Source organism: Candidatus Magnetobacterium casense, assembly GCF_000714715.1.
In the GTDB taxonomy this organism is placed as follows: Bacteria; Nitrospirota; Thermodesulfovibrionia; order Thermodesulfovibrionales; family Magnetobacteriaceae; genus Magnetobacterium; species Magnetobacterium casense.
The window spans coordinates 16,016-32,500 of sequence record NZ_JMFO01000010.1 but is presented as its reverse complement, the minus strand read 5'-3'; the positions used below and the strand labels follow the sequence as shown (position 1 = coordinate 32,500).

Sequence of the window (16,485 nt, the reverse complement as noted above, 5' to 3'; positions counted from 1 at the left end):
ATAACCCCGTAACTTCGGGAGAAGGGGTCCCTGTGTAATGCAGGGCGCAGATAAATGGCCCAGGCGACTGTTTATCAAAAACACAGGTGCCTGCAAACTCGCAAGAGGAAGTATAGGCACTGACGCCTGCCCGGTGCCGGAAGGTTAATGGGAGGTGTTATTCGCAAGGAGAAGCACTGAACTGAAGCCCCGGTAAACGGCGGCCGTAACTATAACGGTCCTAAGGTAGCGAAATTCCTTGTCGGGTAAGTTCCGACCTGCACGAATGGCGTAACGATTTGGGCACTGTCTCGGCGAGGTGCTCGGCGAACTTAAGTTACCGGTGAAGACGCCGGTTACCCGCAGCTAGACGGAAAGACCCTGTGCACCTTTACTGCAGCTTGGCATTGAGTTTTGGTGTAGTACGTGTAGGATAGGTGGGAGGCGATGAAGGAGAGACGCTAGTTTCTCTGGAGCCAACCTTGAAATACCACCCTTAGTATACTGGAGCTCTAACCTACACCTGTAATCCAGGTGAGGGACATTGTCTGGCGGGCAGTTTGACTGGGGCGGTCGCCTCCTAAAGAGTAACGGAGGCGTCCAAAGGTTCCCTCAGGCTGGACGGAAATCAGCCGTAGAGCGCAAAGGCAAAAGGGAGCTTAACTGCGAGAGAGACATCTCGAGCAGATACGAAAGTAGGGCTTAGTGATCCGGTGACTCTGAGTGGAAGGGTCATCGCTCAACGGATAAAAGGTACGCCGGGGATAACAGGCTTATCGCGTCCAAGAGTTCACATTGACGACGCGGTTTGGCACCTCGATGTCGACTCATCGCATCCTGGGGCTGAAGCAGGTCCCAAGGGTTCGGCTGTTCGCCGATTAAAGCGGTACGAGAGTTGGGTTCAGAACGTCGTGAGACAGTTCGGTCCCTATCTGCTGTGGGCGAAGGAGACTTGAGAGGCGCTGTCCTTAGTACGAGAGGACCGGGATGGACGAACCTCTAGTGTTCCAGTTGTCATGCCAGTGGCAATGCTGGGTAGCTATGTTCGGATGAGATAACCGCTGAAAGCATCTAAGTGGGAAACTCACCTCAAGATTAGGTCTCCCGGGTAGTAATACCCCTAAAGGTCCGTGGTAGACCACCACGTTGATAGGCTGAAGGTGTAAGTGTGGTAACACATTGAGCTGATCAGTACTAATAGACCGTGTGCCTTGACCCTTTAAAAATTTCCCGTTGCTCTAATTAATAGATAATCAGGTTTGCCGGTGGCGTTACCAGAGAGGCTACACCCGTTCCCATCCCGAACACGGAAGTTAAGCTCTCTAGGGCCGATGATACTTGGATCGCGAGGTCCTGGGAAAGTAGGTCGCTGCCGGCATTTTTTTTATCCGCTATAAGAGCAGGCGACAGGACTGTTAAGTGATACTGAAAAGCATAGAATACTGCGAAAATAAAGATACCCCTCACTATTGGGAAATCCAGGGCGTTGAGTTCGGGCAACTCAATCTGATCGTTGGCATCAACGCAACAGGGAAAACGCTGTTGTTAAACGCAATCTCAAGACTTGCCAAATTCATGTCACCTAATCTAAAGTCATACCAATCCATCATACAAGACCCCATCATTGCAGATGGACACTGGAAAATAGAGTTTTATGACAAGACTGAGAATATTGTCGTTACATATGAGTTGGAGATCGCAAGATTTGATATAAAAGCTGAAAATATAACAGCAGATGAAAAAGCTGTCTTAAATAGAATCAATGATACAGTCAAAGTATATACCAAAGAAGGTATGTTGTTTGATGAATATAGGGGGGGGCTTGGAAGTTCACTATCTATATTACACAGCTATCCAATTCCAGCGAAATTGCTTTATTGGGCAAGAACATGTCGGCTTTATCCTTTTGATGATAGAAATCAGTTTGAAGTATATTCAGAGGGGAAAAAGGAAAATGAAGATGCACCGATCATAATATCCACATTGATGGGATTGCTGAAGAATAATGGTACAAAAGAAAAACTAATGGAAGATTTTAACTATATTGGTTATCCGGTAGATGACATATATATCGAACCATTAAAACACCAACATATCTCTATTATTGAAGCCTATGTAAAAGAGAAAGGTTTGCTATTTCCTACAGCGTTTTATCGAATGTCACAAGGTATGTTTAGGGCATTTACCTCGATTGCTATTATTGAAGACTTATTATTAAACAATAGCGAATGCACTCTTGTAATCGATGATATCGGTGAGGGCTTGGATTTTGATCGATCATCGAAACTGATCAAGTTGATTTTTAACAAACTAAAAGGTTCAAACATCCAATTCATAGCTGCGACAAATAATCGATTCTTGATTAATGCTGTTGATATTAGAGATTTAAATATTTTAGAGCGTGATGGTCATGTCGTAAAATCCTATAACTATAGCAACAGCAAGGAACAATTTGATGAGTTTGAATTCACGGGACTTGGTTCTTTCGATTTGTTCAGATTTCAGATGTATAAGACACAAGAAGTGTAAGTTTAATGATAAAAATAGCTTTTTTCGTGGAGGGGCAGACGGAGAGAATCTTTGTGGAGAAATTCCTGGATGAATATATTACTCGCAATAAGTACGAATTGAGCGTTCAAAAAAATATAGGCAATAACAAATCAGCACAGAAAATCTTTGAGAGAAAGAATCCTTATGCAAAGTTCTATGTCCTGATCCATGAGGTAGGTAACGACGAAAAGGTAAATATAACTATCAGGGAAAAGGCTGAAACAATGATTAAAAATCATAACTATTCATATATCATTGGACTACGTGATCTGTATAATCCGAGATACCCTGACCCGCATCGCCGAAAACAGGAGATAAGAGATAAACTGATAAATGCCTTTTATAAACCATTTGATGAATGCAACTATAAAGATAAGATAAAATACATACTCGCAATCATGGAAATTGAGGCGTGGTTTTTATTGGATAAAGACTTTTTCGTTAAAATGACCGACAATCCACCGGAAGTTACAAGGATTCTTGACAAGGAAAATACGGAAGACTACGAACGTCCAGCTAAGGTGATCGAGAGGCTATACAGGTTTTCAGACAAAGAGTATGGTAAACACAAAGACGATTCATACAAAATCATTTATCACTTAGACTACAATTTCCTGTGCTCAGACGAGGTAAAGGCAAGGTCGGATAGCTGGCACTGCTTTGTCCAATGTGTAGATGACTGCTTCAGGTAATGTTAAGGACACACTATAAATCATCTCAGAAATGGAGGTTGTCGTCATGTCTAACCAGATAACGGAAGAGCCATTAAATCGGGTAATGGACAGTATCAATGGGGAAAATATATTGTTTGAGGTCTTGGAGTACATACCGACCATAAAAGTCATGGCGGCCAGGAAGCTCAAACAGGTCAAGGTCACTATGAAAAACAGGGAAATCAGGATGGAATCCGGCGCCTTGCACTTTATGAAGGGGGATGTCACCATTGAGATTCCAAAGGCTACGGCAGGCGGTATTTTTTCAGGCTTTGTCACAAACGAAAAAATTGTTAAACCCCTATATAAAGGCAGCGGCGAGATTTACCTGGAACCAAGCTATTCTGACTATATCCTCATAAATATCGATAACACCCAACTGATTGCCGACAAGGGACTCTTCTGCTGCTGCGAGTCAACCCTGCACGTTGGCGCAGTTTCCCAGAAAAACCTGATGACGGGACTTGCCGGGGGTGAGGGGTTTTTTCAGACCCTGATCAAGGGCACCGGTATATGCGTGTTGTGCTCCCCCGTGCCCGTGAGAGAGATCATGCAGGTCCAACTGGACAATGAGACCCTCAAGGTCGATGGTACCTTTGCCCTGCTAAGGATCGGGGATATAGACTTCACGATCGAAAAATCAACCCGCACGCTCTTGGGTTCAGCGGCAAGCGGGGAAGGATTGTTGCAGGTATTTCGCGGCACCGGACAGGTATGGCTTGCACCTACTCTTGGCAGATGACAGGATTATCTATAATACGTGGCATTTTTACGGTGCGTCAAGGGGGCTGGTCTACGGTTGGTTCCTACATTTGACCTTATTTATCTCTGAATGGTACAATAAACCGTAATGATGGAAAGTAAATTACCAGTAGTCCTGATATTTATAGTCGTAGCCATTGTTGTGGGTACCGCTATAGTGGTGTTCATAAATAGGAGCAGGAAAAAGACTGCAACAGATGGTTATGTCTCCGGTACTGCCACAAGTGAGGGCGAAACGCTTACGTCTCTGCCGATTTTGAGATGCCTCAGCGGGGAGTACGAAGGCGCTGTAATCCCAGTTGACAAGGAGATCATCATAGGCAGGGATCCGGCAAAAGCATCCGTCGTACTACACTCAATAGAGGTATCGCGCTCTCATATGAGTATTGTCTATCAGAGTTCCTCGGGGACATTTATCATCAATGATCTCGACTCCAAAAATGGTGTCTACGTGGCCAGGGCGGAGGAGACGCAGTTCAAAAAGGTCAAGACTACGGTGTTACGCGATGGGGACAGATTTATTGTTGGGCTGCGGGTTGCCGAGTTTGAACTGAAAAAACAGTTGCCAGACTCTCAGACAGATAACCAACAAGGGGATTGAAAACAATTAGCTCGGGAGGTATATTTCAATATCATGGTTAAGCTGGTAAAATGTACTAATGGTCATTTCTATGACAAGAGCAAGACGCCTTCTTGCCCTGATTGTGAGCTTATAAAGGGTGTGCTTGAGCCAACGGCCTCTGTCTTTGGCATTGGCGAAACATCCGTAAGTGGGTCACACGATCCGTTGCATGTTGAGGAGGCAAACGAACGTCCTGCACAACAATGGCTCACTTTTAACCCCACTACCGGATGGCTGATCGTCATAGAAGGCGATTCCAGAGGACAGGACTACTGCCTGAAAATAGGCAAAAACGAAGTCGGACGAAGCAAGGAAAATCACATCAGCATAGAGACCGACAGACTGATGTCGCGCAAACATGCCCTGCTGTTCTATTATCCAAAGTTAAACAGCTTTTTCATAGAAAACCTCTCTCCACAAGGCACCAAGCTCAACGGACAACCCATAACAGAGAAAACGAGACTCAAAGACTTGGACGTTATTGAAATGGGCAGCACAATGTTTTTGCTCAGAACCCTATGCGATGAGGACTTCACATGGAAAGATTTTGGTGAAGACACCACCGGCATACAACAACCCAAAAACCTATAATAGCCGATAACTAAGGAATATGTGATTATAATGGCAACAAACACCCAAACATGAAAGCCGACAAGGCCGTATCGCAACAAAAACCAACTGGTATACGCAAGAGACTTTCGGCATATCTCAGACCACAGCTTAAGTATTCACGATGGGTATTGCTGACTGTCATGTTGTTGTGCTGCTGCCTCTCTGTCCTGGCGAGGTACAACCAGTACCACCAATGGCAGAAGAACCCCGATATGCACTTCGTCGATGGCAAACCCATGATGACCACGATGGATGCCTTCCTGTGGTTGCGCTTTGCACGACAATACAAGACCGACTCCTATGATGACACCGGCCCCGATACTATGAGATTCTACCCCGTGGGGTACAGTAAACCCGACTTTATCCTGTTGAGCTATCTGTCGGCCAAACTCTCTGTCCTCTTTGACAACATTGAGGACAACGCTACAATAGTAATACCGATATTGGCGAGTCTCTTCATAATACCTTTTTTTGTCTATTTCTTTGAAATAGGTTATCCCGCTGCCGCCGTTGTGGGCAGCCTTGTTGGCACCTTTAACCACATCTATATGGTAAGAACGGCAATAGGACGAGTGGATACGGATAGCCTCAACCTGTTTTTCTTCTTCCTGGTGTCATACTTTGTCCTGCTCACGTGCAAGGACAACAAGGAGCGCAACCTTTATCTGTACAGTGCCATAGCCGGTGTCTCCATGTTTGTCTTTCATAGGTGGTATCACCTCAGTATGCTTGCGGAGTTCTACGTGTTTGTGCTCGTTGTTTATCTGCTCATAAACAAAATTCCCTGGAGAAAGACGCTGAAGGCCGCAGGGATTTTTGTGCTCTTCTCCGCAGGCGATGCCGTTTTAAGCATCACACGGACGCTGTTGGCTGAATTGTCAAAGTTCGCTCCGGAGGCTTACTCCGCATACATACCGGTGATGTTTGTTGTATCCCTGTACCTCTGTGAAATCATAGTAACCGTTTCATCTGTCTTGCCGAGCATGGTTGATTATCTTTCAGCCTATACCAAAAGGATTTTCAAGTTTTATTGGACCGGCACAAACGTCATCTTCACTACGCTCTACATTATCAGTATGATTATGCTTCACGGTAGCGGTTTGAATATCATCGCTATATGCTTGTTGCTTGTGGTCTGCTGTCTCTACCTTGAGAGATACAGTCGGTTGACGTTATTTAAGATAGCTACTGTATTATCACTTGTCATTTTGTTGCCAACTGTCTTTTATGCTGCAAAGAATATAGCAATTAGTGTTCAAAACTCCTATCTCATGCACTATGTCAATGAGATGAAGTATAATCTTACAACCGGACTTATGGTCAAACAGAATGTGTTTTCAACCGTTGAGGAAATGCAAAAGACACCCGTTGATGTTCTACTGTCGTTTATATTTACAAAATCCATCTTAAGTGTTATAGGTCTTATGTTTTTTGCCGTATTCAGCATTTATCACATAAAGAGGCTCGTCCCTCTGCTACCGCTCATCATTATGGGCCTGTTGACGTTCAACGGCTCAAACCGATACGTGATGAGTCTCGCACCACTTGTCGGCATAGGATATGGCTACGTGATAGCCATAATTATGAAGCTAATCATGGATTCATTTAACACAAGGGACATAGTCAAGGAACTGGCAGTTTATGGTATGTCGTTGCTTTTTTTCCTCTCCGTGTTCAATCAAACGGCATACTCCTATGTGCCGCAACCCTCACTGCCAACTGACATCTACAGGGCAATGTCTCAACTCAAGGGCAAGTTGCCCCAGGACTCCGTAATACTGACTTGGTGGGACTTCGGCTATGCCATCGTTGATACAACCGGTTATGCCACATTTCATGACGGCGGCACACAAAACACCACCAACACAACCTATATTGCCCGTGGTCTCACCTCCGGCAGTCAATACGAACTGTACAACATAGCCGGCATGCTCTGTGCCAAAGGCTCCGCTGTCACCGAGGACATCATAAAAAAAGACCAGGCCCTTAACTCTGTTATAGACAACGTCAAGGTTGATAACATCTACCTTATGTACACAAGAGACCTGTTAGGAAAATTCCAGGCGATATACTATCTCAGAGGTACTATCCCAAGCAAACACGCCAATCAGAACAACCCAATGGCAGTCCCCTTATCTTGTCAATCCTTTGATGGCGGGGTTTTATCCTGTAACTCTGACACCATAGACCTCAACACGGGTCTCATAAACAACTCTACAGGCATTGCAAAGACAGTTTTTGCAGAACATGGCAAAGTAACCAAACAAATCAACTACGAAAACCAATCCGACATATTCTTGGAGCTGATTGTAGAAAAAGGCAGGATTTCGGAAATCTATGTGATGAAGGATGCCTTGTTTTACTCGAACCTCAATCAGATGTTTATCCTGGGTAACTACGACAGTGCCATCTACGAGGAGACGCTCAATGACTTCCCTGCGATGCGGGTCTTTAAGCTGAGGCCTCACCCCTTGGCTATGGGCAGTGGCAGTCTCACACAGACGAAGTAACTGTCCTGTCGCTGCCTGGTGCGCATATCTGACCCGTACCTGTCCAGTATCCTGATGGTGATCTCTTTTCCCAGCCCGGTGCCCTTGTACGCCGATGGTGCAATGTCGTTTCTGATGTACAGGCACACGTGCTTGTTTACCACACGCAGTCTGATACTGATCGTTCTGACGGAGTACCGGATGGCGTTGTCTATGAGGTTGTAGAGGATATCCTCAAGGTCGTTATATGCCATGAGGGTGCTGACACTGTGCAGATCAAGTGTGAGGTGCCTGGCACTTAGTTCCGGTGCAAAGCAGGACACCATATCCTCAATGGCCTCTGCAACGTTGACGACCTCGTTGATATTTACGTAGTCCGTGGCGCTCATCTTCAGTGTCCGTTTCACGTCTGCCTCTATCCTCGTGCATGTCTGCTCGATCCTGTCAATGCAACCGTTATCGGCAGGGCTGGTCTTTAATATCTCTACGTTTATCTTGAGGGTTGACAGGAAGTTGCCTATCTTGTGGTTAAACGACAACAGCAACAGGTCCAGAAATCGTTCCTTGCCCTCTATATCTCTGACAAATCGTGCAACGCTCATATACGTAAACAGCACCAGCGACAAAAACAACGCACTCTCCAGGCCAAAGACAATAATGCCAAAGCTGTTCAACCGCTGTCGTATATATGGTCGTCTGATATAGTAGTACTGTCCCTCCTGCATCCCCTCAACTGCCACAAGGTCACTGCGGTTGAGCGGCTGAGGGCTGATAACGATGAAGTCCAATGGGTGTGTCCGTCGCTCAGGTTCACTCATCTTTGCATATGGAGTCACTGCATCTGCAATCACCTCCGACATGTTGTTTTCAAAGTACGCTACAATCGCTATGTTAAAGACGAACAACCAAAACACACTGATCACTATAAATAGGATTATAACCCTCGTGCCAACATGCATATTAATCACCCCTGAGACACCCCGGCCACAAAGAAGCCCCCTTGACCCCATGATGCTCAATCGTAAGATTTATATACCAAGATAAATCAGGTTTGCAAAGTCTTGTCAATGCCACACCACAGTGTTTTTGCAAATTCCATTTGGTTAGGTATATAAAAGCTTTTATCCATGTACTTATAAACAATTTTAGCATAACACATCATAATTTTACGGTATCTTAATTTCTTTGTCTTAGTGGGGGTGAACTATTACGTCCTGCGGCACTTGTGCTATAATAAAGTAATGGAACGTAACGAGGCAATAGACCTGTTGAAGCAACACGAAACAGACCTTAAGCGGCTTGGAGTTAAGCATCTCTTTATGTTTGGTTCAACAGCGCGCGGCGAAGCTAAAGACGGTTCCGATGTTGACCTTTTTTTTGACTATGAGAGAGAAAATTTCGGTCTCTTTGAACTGATGGATGTGAAGGAACGCACGTGTCAAATCCTTGGCTGCAAGGCTGATATTATGACGCGCGATAGTCTGCACAGGATGCTGCGGGAGCGCATAGAGGCTGCAGCGATTATAGTATTCTGATGACCACATTTTCGCTTATTCCACGCCTGACTGACATCGTCGAAGCTATCGAAGGCGTGTGCGGCACTTTAGAGGGCATTTCGCTTGATGCTTTTGAAGCCGATTGGCAAAGACAATTATCGGGAGACATCTGGAGAAGATTCTTCAGGATAGAAAAAAAGTAGTAATAGTGGGGGTAGCAGGGCAATCGCATTAGAGAATTTACGGTCAAAAATAATGAAGGATAAGGTTGTCCTTGTAACATTGGGCGACCCTGGCGGGGTTGGCCCGGAGGTGGCGCTCAGGGCGCATGAGCGGTTTGCAGACCGACAACTCGTGTTTGTAGGTGACGCGGGCATTGTACGGAAGACGCTGGATCTCATCGGTCTGAAACGTAACATCAACGACATCAGCTCGACCAACGAGGCAGACTTCCGGAGGGGCGTTGTAAACGTGCTTTCTGTCAACAAGCTTGAGGTGGAAGTTGTATCGGTACCAACGGCGCAGGGTGGCAGGGCGAGCGCTGCCTACATCAAAAGGGCCGTGGATATAATACTAAGCGGAGATGCCCATGCGCTGGTTACGGCACCGATATCCAAGGAGGCATTGAAGCTGGCTGGCGTTGACTTCAGCGGTCATACAGAACTGTTGGCGCACCTGACCTCTGCCACGGAATATGCGATGATGCTCTGCGGGGGACCATTGCGGGTGATACTCGTGACGATTCACGTGCCGCTTAAGGACGTCCCCACGCTTATAACCACACAGAGGGTTTTAAAGACGATCCGGCTGGCCTCCAGGGCGGCCAGGATGTTTAAGCTTACCGCTCCCCGGATTGCGGTGGCCGGTGTCAATCCCCACGCCGGTGAGGCCGGCATCCTGGGCAACGAGGAAGACAGAGACATCCTGCCGGCAATCAGGCAGGCACAGGCAGAGGGTATCCCCGTTACTGGCCCCTACCCCCCGGATACCGTCTTTCACAGGGCGTACAAGGGCGAGCTTGATATCGTCGTGTGCATGTACCACGACCAGGGTCTTATACCATTAAAGATGATCGCCTTTGACACGGGCGTCAACATAACCATAGGACTACCCTTTGTGCGGACATCTCCCGATCACGGCACCGCCTTTGACATCGCATGGAAGGGCATTGCAGGCTGCAATAGCATGGTTGAGGCTATCACGATGGCATTTGAACTCAACGCCCGATGCTGACCGCTCTCAGACGCCTACCTCTTAAACAGTTTCTGCGGTTTGCACTCATCGGGGTGCTCAACACCCTCGTTGACCTCGTTGTCCTCAACATCGAGACGCTGATCACGGGAGCCAGACAGGGAACGCTATTTGCCATGCAGAAGGCTGTGTCTGTTATGGTTGCCGTGTTTTTCAGTTATCACTTCAACAAACGCTGGACCTTTGAAGACCGGTCAACCGGAAAAGACAGGAAAAAGCTCCTACAGTTTATCGTTGTCAGTGCAGCAGGTATGGGCTTAAACGTCACCGTGGCAACGATTGTGGCCACCGTGGGGGTCGGTTATACAGGCATCCATCCCCAGGTTATGGTCAACATCGGGGCGTTGTGTGGAACGGCAGCGGGACTGCTATGGAATTTCGCCGGTTACAAGCTGTGGGTATTTAAGCAAAAAGACGTCTGATATTCTCCATAATCAAGGTTACATGATCAGCGGGCTATTCAGGAGGGCATTACTCTGGGCAGAGCGGGTGGTGTTTTCAAGGAGTGTGGCAATAGTAACTGGCCCAACCCCTCCCGGTACCGGGGTCACCAGCGAGGCTCTCTGCAAGACTTCCTCAAAGGCAACGTCACCGACAATCCTGCCGTCCTTGAGGACGTTGATACCGATGTCAACAACCACGGCACCGTCCTTGATCATATCACCTCTGATAAGGCCGCTGACACCGGTTGCAGAACAGACAATGTCGGCATTGCGCAGGTAGGCTCCGAGGTCTGCCGTGCCCTTGTGACAGACGGAGACGGTTGCCTCCTTTGCAAGCAGCATCATGGCCAGCGGCTTACCAACGGCAAGACTCTTGCCAATGACCACGGCGTTTTTCCCCCGCAACTGCACACCGTAGTACTCAAGCAGCCGTATTACGCCAAACGGTGTACACGGCAAAAATCCCGATGGGGTGCAGGGCAAGTAATCCGCCTGTTGGGGCAGGAACTGTTTCTCTGTGGCTGCTCTGGAGAAGTCGTGTGCAAATATCTGGAACGTGGACTCCTCGGCAGCCAGTCTCCCGACGGAGACCGAACCAAGACCGTCAACGTCTTTTTCCGGAAGGATGGCGTTTACAACCCTCCTGGGATTGATCCTGTTACTGAGTGGAAAGAGCACCAAGAGACCATTAATTCGCTCGTCGCGGTTGATATCAAAGATGGTGTTCAGGACTTCGTTCAGAGATACGGAGGCAGACATTCTGTATTGGTAGGTGTTGATGTGTACACTCTGTGCGACGTTTACGGTGGCCTGGAGGTACTGCACCGAGGCGGGGTTGTCGCCAACGATCATTAGTCCCAACCCAACCTCTATGCCGGCCTCCTTGAGGCTGTCAACCCTCTGTTTTACCCTGACTCTGATTTCACTGGCCAAGCTATGGCCTTCCATCACCTGTCCCATTTTTTTATAGCTGGTCCTTAAAGAAATTGTACTTCAACTCATCATCGATAGTGGAATGTGGGCCATGTCCTGGTAGTACTTGCGTAAGTGGGGGGAGTTTCATGAGGCGTCGGAATGAGCTTTTCAGGTCAGTGAGACTGCCTCCTGGCAGGTCAGTTCTGCCAACCGAGCCAGAAAACAACGTATCACCGCTTATGAGCAGCCCCTTGATGTACAAACATATACTGCCGGGTGTATGGCCTGGGGTGTGCATGACCTCAATGGGGATATCGCCAAGTTTGATGGTATCACCCTCTGCCACGTATCTGTCAGGGCGTGGCAGGTGGTCGATAGAAAACCCCCAGAAGGATGCCATATCCCTGGATGACTCATACGTTGGGGTCTCAGCCGCATGGAAGATCAGTTCTGCGCTTGTGGCTTCTTTTAACTCTGGCACGGCGCCAATGTGGTCAAAGTGCGTATGGGTGCATACGATCCTCTTGAGAGTGATGCTGCTACCACCGATTCCCTCTTCCACGAAGCTGAGTATCCTGTCCGGCTCATCACCGGGGTCTATGACGATAGCCTCTCTGCTCTGTTCGTCTATGAGGAGGTAACAGTTTACCTCCAGTGAACCAACAACAATTCGTTTTACTTCAATTCCCATAGAGTTTTAGTGTTTAGTTGAAGAACAGGTTTTGGTTCTTTAACATGCCCAACGACAGCAAGAACGCATACAGACAGAGGGACTCTATCATACCCAATCCAATGATCAGGATGACCATGACCTTACCTGATGCCCCGGGGTTTCTGGCAACACCCTCGCAGGCCTTACTCAGTCCGATACCTTGTCCGATACCAGTACCCAAGGCCGCGATGCCAATGGCCAATCCGGCTCCGATGGCCACCATCGCCTGCACATTTGCAGTTGAATCACCCTCTGCCGCAAAGGCAAGGGGTGAAAAAACAAGCACCATCGTCAGTGCAAACAGAAATACTGAGAGCTTTTTCATCTTTAACCTCCTTTTATGATTTATATCATCAACATCTGTGATATTTTTAATTAAAAGGGCCTTGTTTAATGTGCCTCGCTCACGGCGCCCGACAGATACAGGGTTGCAAGCAGGACGAAGACAAACGCCTGTATCACACTGACCAAAGTGCCCAGGCCGAGAAAGATGATCGGGACAATGGCCGGTGCAAGGACGCCCAAGACGGTCAGAATGATATGCTTTGAGACCATGTTGCCAAAGAGCCTGATGGTCAGCGTCACCGGTCTGGCGATGTGTCCGATCAGCTCTATGAGAAACATCATGATCATCAGGGGGAGAGCGTATATTTTACGTATTGGGCCGAGGAACTGGTTTATGTATGCCAGCTTGTGCACCCTTAATCCATAGTAGTGGGTGGCCAGAAAGACCGGCAAGGCGCACGAGGCGGTTGTGTTTATATTTGCGGTAGGCGCCTCAAACCCGGGGATGAGTCCCATCAGGTTACAAACGAGGACGTACAGCCCCAGCGTACTTATCAGCGGGAACAAGGGTTTGGCCCAGTGGTCGAGGTTATCCTTGCAGAAGTTGTACAGGGCCTCGATGAGAGTCTCCACGACGTTTTGCAGTCCGCGTGGCACGAGGTTCAACGACCTATTTACTAGCACGGCCACCGTTATTAATATGGCCATTGCCAACCACGAGTAAGTTACATAGCCCGGTACCCCCGGTATCTCTATCAGCGCATGTGACTGTTCCAAGTGCTCCCTCCTTATAAATAAAGCTATTGTACCTGTGTTGCGTTTAAAAGTCAAGAAGAGTTTTTTTCGGGTGCATAAATTTTTGGTGGGTGGTTTCTTTCCCCCTTGTGAGCCTGGATGAGACTGAGGAAGGTTGCTGCGGCCTGTGAGATGGGATAGGCAGCGGCCTTTTCTACGGCATTAAGGGCATATATCTCACGATTTTCTGCGATCTGCTTGATCTTATCGGCAAGTTCCAGGGGGTTGCGGGGGTTATCCATGATCAGCCCGTCCCTGCCGTGCTGTATGATTTCGGCAGCACCGTTGTTTTTGGTTGTAACAGCGGCAGTACCACAGGCCATCGCCTCAAGCGTGGCATTACTGAAGGGGTCGTACAACGTGGGCAGAACAAAAACGTCGGCGGCAACATACAGCCTTTCGATGCCCGATTGCGGCCCGGCAAAGACAACACGGTCACTGACGCCCAACTCCTTTGCCAACCGCCTGTACTTCAACGTACTTCCAGCCCCGGCAACGATCATCCTAAACTCTGCCCCCAGGTGCGCAAGGGCCGACACGGCAAGAGCCAATCCCTTCCGTTCAAATCCCGAACCGGCAAACAACAACAACCGGCAACCCTCCTCCGGGATGCCAAACTTTTCCCTCACCTGCACGACACACGACGACCTGTTGACAGTGGGTCTCCTGAAACGCTCCAGGTCTACACCGTTGTACAGCACGACGATCCTGTCGTCTCCTATGCCGTAGTGCTCCATGATCTGCTCCTTGACCATCCTTGAGTTGGCAACAATAAGCGGGGTTGTGTGAAAACACTGACGCTCAATGGACAGCAGCGTCCTGTGCATTGGGTTGAGGTCAAAGGAGAGCCGCCTGAGTCTGCCCACGCCTTGGCCCCTCAGAATCAGCCACTGCTTGTGACAGCCATCCCCGGCACGATAGATATCCTGACAGGTGGTGCGTTCAAAGCTCACCGTGCAATCGCAGTTGAGCGCCTCTGCCACGTGCATGGTGTTGCGATTAAAACTCAAAATCGATGTCAGGGAATTGAGGTTGAAGGTTTCTATCTGGTGGCAGTGGATGTTTTCGCAGTCCGTCCAGTTGGTTGACAGGACGTGGATATCGTTGCCGGAGTTTTTAAGGTGCCGGATGAGCGAGTTCAGGTAGTTCTCGGCACCTCCGTAGGGGTTAAAGGTCTTTCGGATAAATGCTATCTTCATTTTGATTTCCAGTCTTTCTCTGTAGCAGAGTCATATACAGGCGTTCTATTTTAGAGACCATGGCCTCAAGGCAGTGGTCTTCCAGGACGAAAGTCCGTGCATTTTTTGTGAGTTTGGTTACCAGTGCGGGGTCGTTTACAAGCCTCAGAATCTGCGCTGCAATGGCCTCATGGTCACCGGAGTCAACCAGCAGACCGGTCTCCTCATGGACAACGACCTCCGGCACCCCCCCAACCCTCGTTGCAACCACGGGCACCCCGGACGCCATCGCCTGAAGGACGCTCTGTGGCACCCCCTCAGAGAACGAACTCAACACGCACACGTCGCTGAAAGAGTATATCCGGGCAACATCTTCAATATATCCCGTGAAGATGACGTGTTCCGATATGCCGAGGGTTTTGGCGACGTTTTCGAGTCTGTTTCGCCCTGGGCCATCCCCCACCAGCAGACACCTGGCATGGGGCAGTGCCTCAAACACCCTCTTAAATGCCTGGAGCGTTACCTCCTGTCCCTTGACCGTCCTGAGTATTCCGACGTTGGTGATTACGACTGCGTTGGTATCAAGGCCGTAGTCGGTCCTGGCCTGCGGTTGCCTTGGCGTGTCAAGAAACCCCTCGTCGATTCCGGTTGGGATGCTGACCACCCGCTCCGGTGGAAATCCACAGTTTTTTATGAGGTTGTCTCTCATGTTCAGGCCGCAGGTGATATAGGTATCGGGCAGGTAGTGGATAAAGTTGACGATGTTTCTCTTGATCTTTATATCGAGGTGTCTGGTTCTGACCAGGACGGGGGTCTTGGCCATCCTGGCGGCGAGTCCGCCGATCCAGGAGTCCTTGCCGCTGTGGGTGTTTACCACGTCAAATTGTTGCCCCCGTATGAACTTGAAGAGTTTCCATATGCTTATAATGTCATAGTTCGACCTCAGCGGTAACGTATAGGTATCGATGGCTTTTTTTCGTGCCTCGTCCCTGATCCTTGCGTGTTCCCTGCAAACGATACAGGCATAGTGTCCGCGCCGTATCAGGGCATGAGCCTCCGTGAGCACCCGCCTCTCCTGCCCGCCAAAACCATCCGACCACTCAGTATGTACAATACGCATCTAAGCAGGAGTAATTGGTCTGAAGTTGCACCCGCTCTTCTATCGCAGCGGATCGCACCAGCCCGGCCACAAATAAGCCCACTTGAGCAAATATTGCCGAGTTGTAGCGTAATAGTTCATAAAAAGTATCATCTCTTACATTTTACATCAGTCTTAACTTTACTGCAGCACCACAATCAACCATGGTCGGTAGAGTATATGCCATGTTACACTGGTTGTTACGTGGCATTATCACTATGCTTGATTAAAGTGACCACGCTTGAATGGAGTGGTACCAACCACTATATTGCTTATATTGCTTTCGGTTTTTGCCGTCATTACGATAAGGAAGCGCAAGACTGTAGGAACGATATTCTTGTTTGCTGGTTCTCCAATGGAGATGTAATTTTAGATATGTCCATATTAGACGTAATTATAAACAATATTATTGTGATATGTAAATGGTATAGATAATTATTTATCCCATATTCTTAGACGTAACTATCTGACACAAAAATAACATTATCCTTATTTATCATTGTGTTACAGTTTTTAGGCAATCACAACTGGTAAGGATGGGTACT

General features: G+C 48.1%; 17 protein-coding genes and 2 rRNA genes (1 of these 19 running past the window's edge). 12 read left to right on the top strand and 7 right to left on the bottom strand.

Going from position 1 to position 16,485, the window contains the following annotated elements:
* From Mcas_RS07265 to Mcas_RS07230, 8 genes are all read left to right on the top strand, one after another.
* Positions 1-1,198, top strand: a 23S ribosomal RNA gene (locus Mcas_RS07265); it begins 1,788 nt to the left of the window's first position.
* Positions 1,199-1,240: 42 nt separating this feature from the next.
* A 5S ribosomal RNA gene (gene rrf / locus Mcas_RS07260) occupies positions 1,241-1,357 on the top strand.
* Between the two features lie 41 nt (positions 1,358-1,398).
* Complete coding sequence (locus Mcas_RS07255; RefSeq protein WP_040334866.1) at positions 1,399-2,508, top strand: AAA family ATPase; 1,110 nt, start codon at positions 1,399-1,401, stop codon at positions 2,506-2,508.
* A 5-nt stretch (positions 2,509-2,513) separates the two neighbouring features.
* Entirely contained in the window at positions 2,514-3,221 is a 708-nt protein-coding gene (locus Mcas_RS07250; protein ID WP_040334865.1) for a DUF4276 family protein, read from the top strand.
* Between the two features lie 46 nt (positions 3,222-3,267).
* Positions 3,268-3,984, top strand: a complete 717-nt coding sequence (locus Mcas_RS07245; protein WP_052566980.1) for an AIM24 family protein — start codon at positions 3,268-3,270, stop codon at positions 3,982-3,984.
* A 108-nt stretch (positions 3,985-4,092) separates the two neighbouring features.
* Positions 4,093-4,605: an FHA domain-containing protein gene (locus Mcas_RS07240; RefSeq protein WP_040334864.1), complete on the top strand. Its 513-nt coding sequence runs from the start codon at positions 4,093-4,095 to the stop codon at positions 4,603-4,605.
* Between the two features lie 33 nt (positions 4,606-4,638).
* Positions 4,639-5,217 carry an FHA domain-containing protein gene (locus tag Mcas_RS16510; protein ID WP_052566979.1) on the top strand — a complete coding sequence of 193 codons (579 nt, stop codon included), beginning with the start codon at positions 4,639-4,641 and terminating at the stop codon, positions 5,215-5,217.
* 50 nt (positions 5,218-5,267) lie between these two features.
* Positions 5,268-7,748 (top strand): STT3 domain-containing protein, encoded by a 2,481-nt coding sequence (locus Mcas_RS07230; protein WP_040334863.1) that lies wholly within the window; start codon positions 5,268-5,270, stop codon positions 7,746-7,748.
* On the opposite strand, the gene Mcas_RS07225 is transcribed toward Mcas_RS07230, so the two are convergent.
* On the bottom strand, positions 7,703-8,686 hold the full coding sequence (locus Mcas_RS07225) for a sensor histidine kinase (RefSeq protein ID WP_040334862.1): 984 nt from the start codon (positions 8,684-8,686) through the stop codon (positions 7,703-7,705). The two genes, Mcas_RS07230 and Mcas_RS07225, sit on opposite strands and share 46 nt — an antisense overlap.
* A gap of 282 nt (positions 8,687-8,968) precedes the next feature.
* Between Mcas_RS07225 and Mcas_RS07220 the strand changes: the two genes are divergently transcribed.
* The 4 genes from Mcas_RS07220 to Mcas_RS07210 are packed head-to-tail and all read left to right on the top strand — an operon-like array spanning position 8,969 to position 10,896.
* Complete coding sequence (locus Mcas_RS07220; protein ID WP_040334861.1) at positions 8,969-9,262, top strand: nucleotidyltransferase family protein; 294 nt, start codon at positions 8,969-8,971, stop codon at positions 9,260-9,262.
* Positions 9,262-9,426 carry a ribonuclease HepT family protein gene (locus tag Mcas_RS18095; RefSeq protein WP_156033238.1) on the top strand — a complete coding sequence of 55 codons (165 nt, stop codon included), beginning with the start codon at positions 9,262-9,264 and terminating at the stop codon, positions 9,424-9,426. The genes Mcas_RS07220 and Mcas_RS18095 overlap by 1 nt, the downstream gene beginning before the upstream one ends.
* Positions 9,427-9,478: 52 nt before the next feature.
* Positions 9,479-10,456 carry a 4-hydroxythreonine-4-phosphate dehydrogenase PdxA gene (gene pdxA / locus Mcas_RS07215; RefSeq protein ID WP_040334860.1) on the top strand — a complete coding sequence of 326 codons (978 nt, stop codon included), beginning with the start codon at positions 9,479-9,481 and terminating at the stop codon, positions 10,454-10,456.
* Positions 10,450-10,896: a GtrA family protein gene (locus tag Mcas_RS07210; RefSeq protein ID WP_040334859.1), complete on the top strand. Its 447-nt coding sequence runs from the start codon at positions 10,450-10,452 to the stop codon at positions 10,894-10,896. The genes pdxA and Mcas_RS07210 overlap by 7 nt, the downstream gene beginning before the upstream one ends.
* Before the next feature lie 18 nt (positions 10,897-10,914).
* Here Mcas_RS07210 and Mcas_RS07205 read toward each other — a convergent pair whose 3' ends face one another.
* The 6 genes from Mcas_RS07205 to Mcas_RS07180 all read right to left on the bottom strand — a co-directional run bounded on the left by Mcas_RS07205 (position 10,915) and on the right by Mcas_RS07180 (position 15,922).
* Complete coding sequence (locus Mcas_RS07205) at positions 10,915-11,877, bottom strand: bifunctional 5,10-methylenetetrahydrofolate dehydrogenase/5,10-methenyltetrahydrofolate cyclohydrolase (RefSeq protein WP_040334858.1); 963 nt, start codon at positions 11,875-11,877, stop codon at positions 10,915-10,917.
* 4 nt (positions 11,878-11,881) lie between these two features.
* Entirely contained in the window at positions 11,882-12,523 is a 642-nt protein-coding gene (locus tag Mcas_RS07200) for an MBL fold metallo-hydrolase (RefSeq protein ID WP_052566978.1), read from the bottom strand.
* Positions 12,524-12,536: 13 nt separating this feature from the next.
* Positions 12,537-12,869 (bottom strand): ATP synthase F0 subunit C, encoded by a 333-nt coding sequence (gene atpE, locus Mcas_RS07195; RefSeq protein WP_040334857.1) that lies wholly within the window; start codon positions 12,867-12,869, stop codon positions 12,537-12,539.
* Between the two features lie 65 nt (positions 12,870-12,934).
* Positions 12,935-13,606: a F0F1 ATP synthase subunit A gene (gene atpB / locus Mcas_RS07190; protein ID WP_052566977.1), complete on the bottom strand. Its 672-nt coding sequence runs from the start codon at positions 13,604-13,606 to the stop codon at positions 12,935-12,937.
* Positions 13,607-13,656: 50 nt separating this feature from the next.
* Positions 13,657-14,823: a glycosyltransferase family 4 protein gene (locus tag Mcas_RS07185; protein ID WP_040334856.1), complete on the bottom strand. Its 1,167-nt coding sequence runs from the start codon at positions 14,821-14,823 to the stop codon at positions 13,657-13,659.
* Positions 14,792-15,922, bottom strand: coding sequence for a glycosyltransferase family 4 protein (locus Mcas_RS07180; RefSeq protein ID WP_081853684.1), 1,131 nt, complete (start codon positions 15,920-15,922; stop codon positions 14,792-14,794). Before Mcas_RS07180 ends, Mcas_RS07185 begins: the two co-directional genes overlap by 32 nt.
* Positions 15,923-16,485: the final 563 nt, after the last annotated feature.

Coding starts and splice junctions, on each gene's coding strand:
- Mcas_RS16510 (WP_052566979.1), top strand. CDS start 4,639: ATGGTTAAGCTGGTAAAATGTACTAATGGTCATTTCTATGACAAGAGC.
- Mcas_RS07210 (WP_040334859.1), top strand. CDS start 10,450: ATGCTGACCGCTCTCAGACGCCTACCTCTTAAACAGTTTCTGCGGTTT.
- pdxA (WP_040334860.1), top strand. CDS start 9,479: ATGAAGGATAAGGTTGTCCTTGTAACATTGGGCGACCCTGGCGGGGTT.
- Mcas_RS07250 (WP_040334865.1), top strand. CDS start 2,514: ATGATAAAAATAGCTTTTTTCGTGGAGGGGCAGACGGAGAGAATCTTT.
- Mcas_RS07220 (WP_040334861.1), top strand. CDS start 8,969: ATGGAACGTAACGAGGCAATAGACCTGTTGAAGCAACACGAAACAGAC.
- Mcas_RS07240 (WP_040334864.1), top strand. CDS start 4,093: ATGATGGAAAGTAAATTACCAGTAGTCCTGATATTTATAGTCGTAGCC.
- Mcas_RS07200 (WP_052566978.1), bottom strand. CDS start 12,523: ATGGGAATTGAAGTAAAACGAATTGTTGTTGGTTCACTGGAGGTAAAC.
- Mcas_RS07230 (WP_040334863.1), top strand. CDS start 5,268: ATGAAAGCCGACAAGGCCGTATCGCAACAAAAACCAACTGGTATACGC.
- atpE (WP_040334857.1), bottom strand. CDS start 12,869: ATGAAAAAGCTCTCAGTATTTCTGTTTGCACTGACGATGGTGCTTGTT.
- Mcas_RS18095 (WP_156033238.1), top strand. CDS start 9,262: ATGACCACATTTTCGCTTATTCCACGCCTGACTGACATCGTCGAAGCT.
- Mcas_RS07225 (WP_040334862.1), bottom strand. CDS start 8,686: ATGCATGTTGGCACGAGGGTTATAATCCTATTTATAGTGATCAGTGTG.
- Mcas_RS07185 (WP_040334856.1), bottom strand. CDS start 14,823: ATGAAGATAGCATTTATCCGAAAGACCTTTAACCCCTACGGAGGTGCC.
- Mcas_RS07180 (WP_081853684.1), bottom strand. CDS start 15,922: ATGCGTATTGTACATACTGAGTGGTCGGATGGTTTTGGCGGGCAGGAG.
- Mcas_RS07245 (WP_052566980.1), top strand. CDS start 3,268: ATGTCTAACCAGATAACGGAAGAGCCATTAAATCGGGTAATGGACAGT.
- Mcas_RS07205 (WP_040334858.1), bottom strand. CDS start 11,877: ATGGGACAGGTGATGGAAGGCCATAGCTTGGCCAGTGAAATCAGAGTC.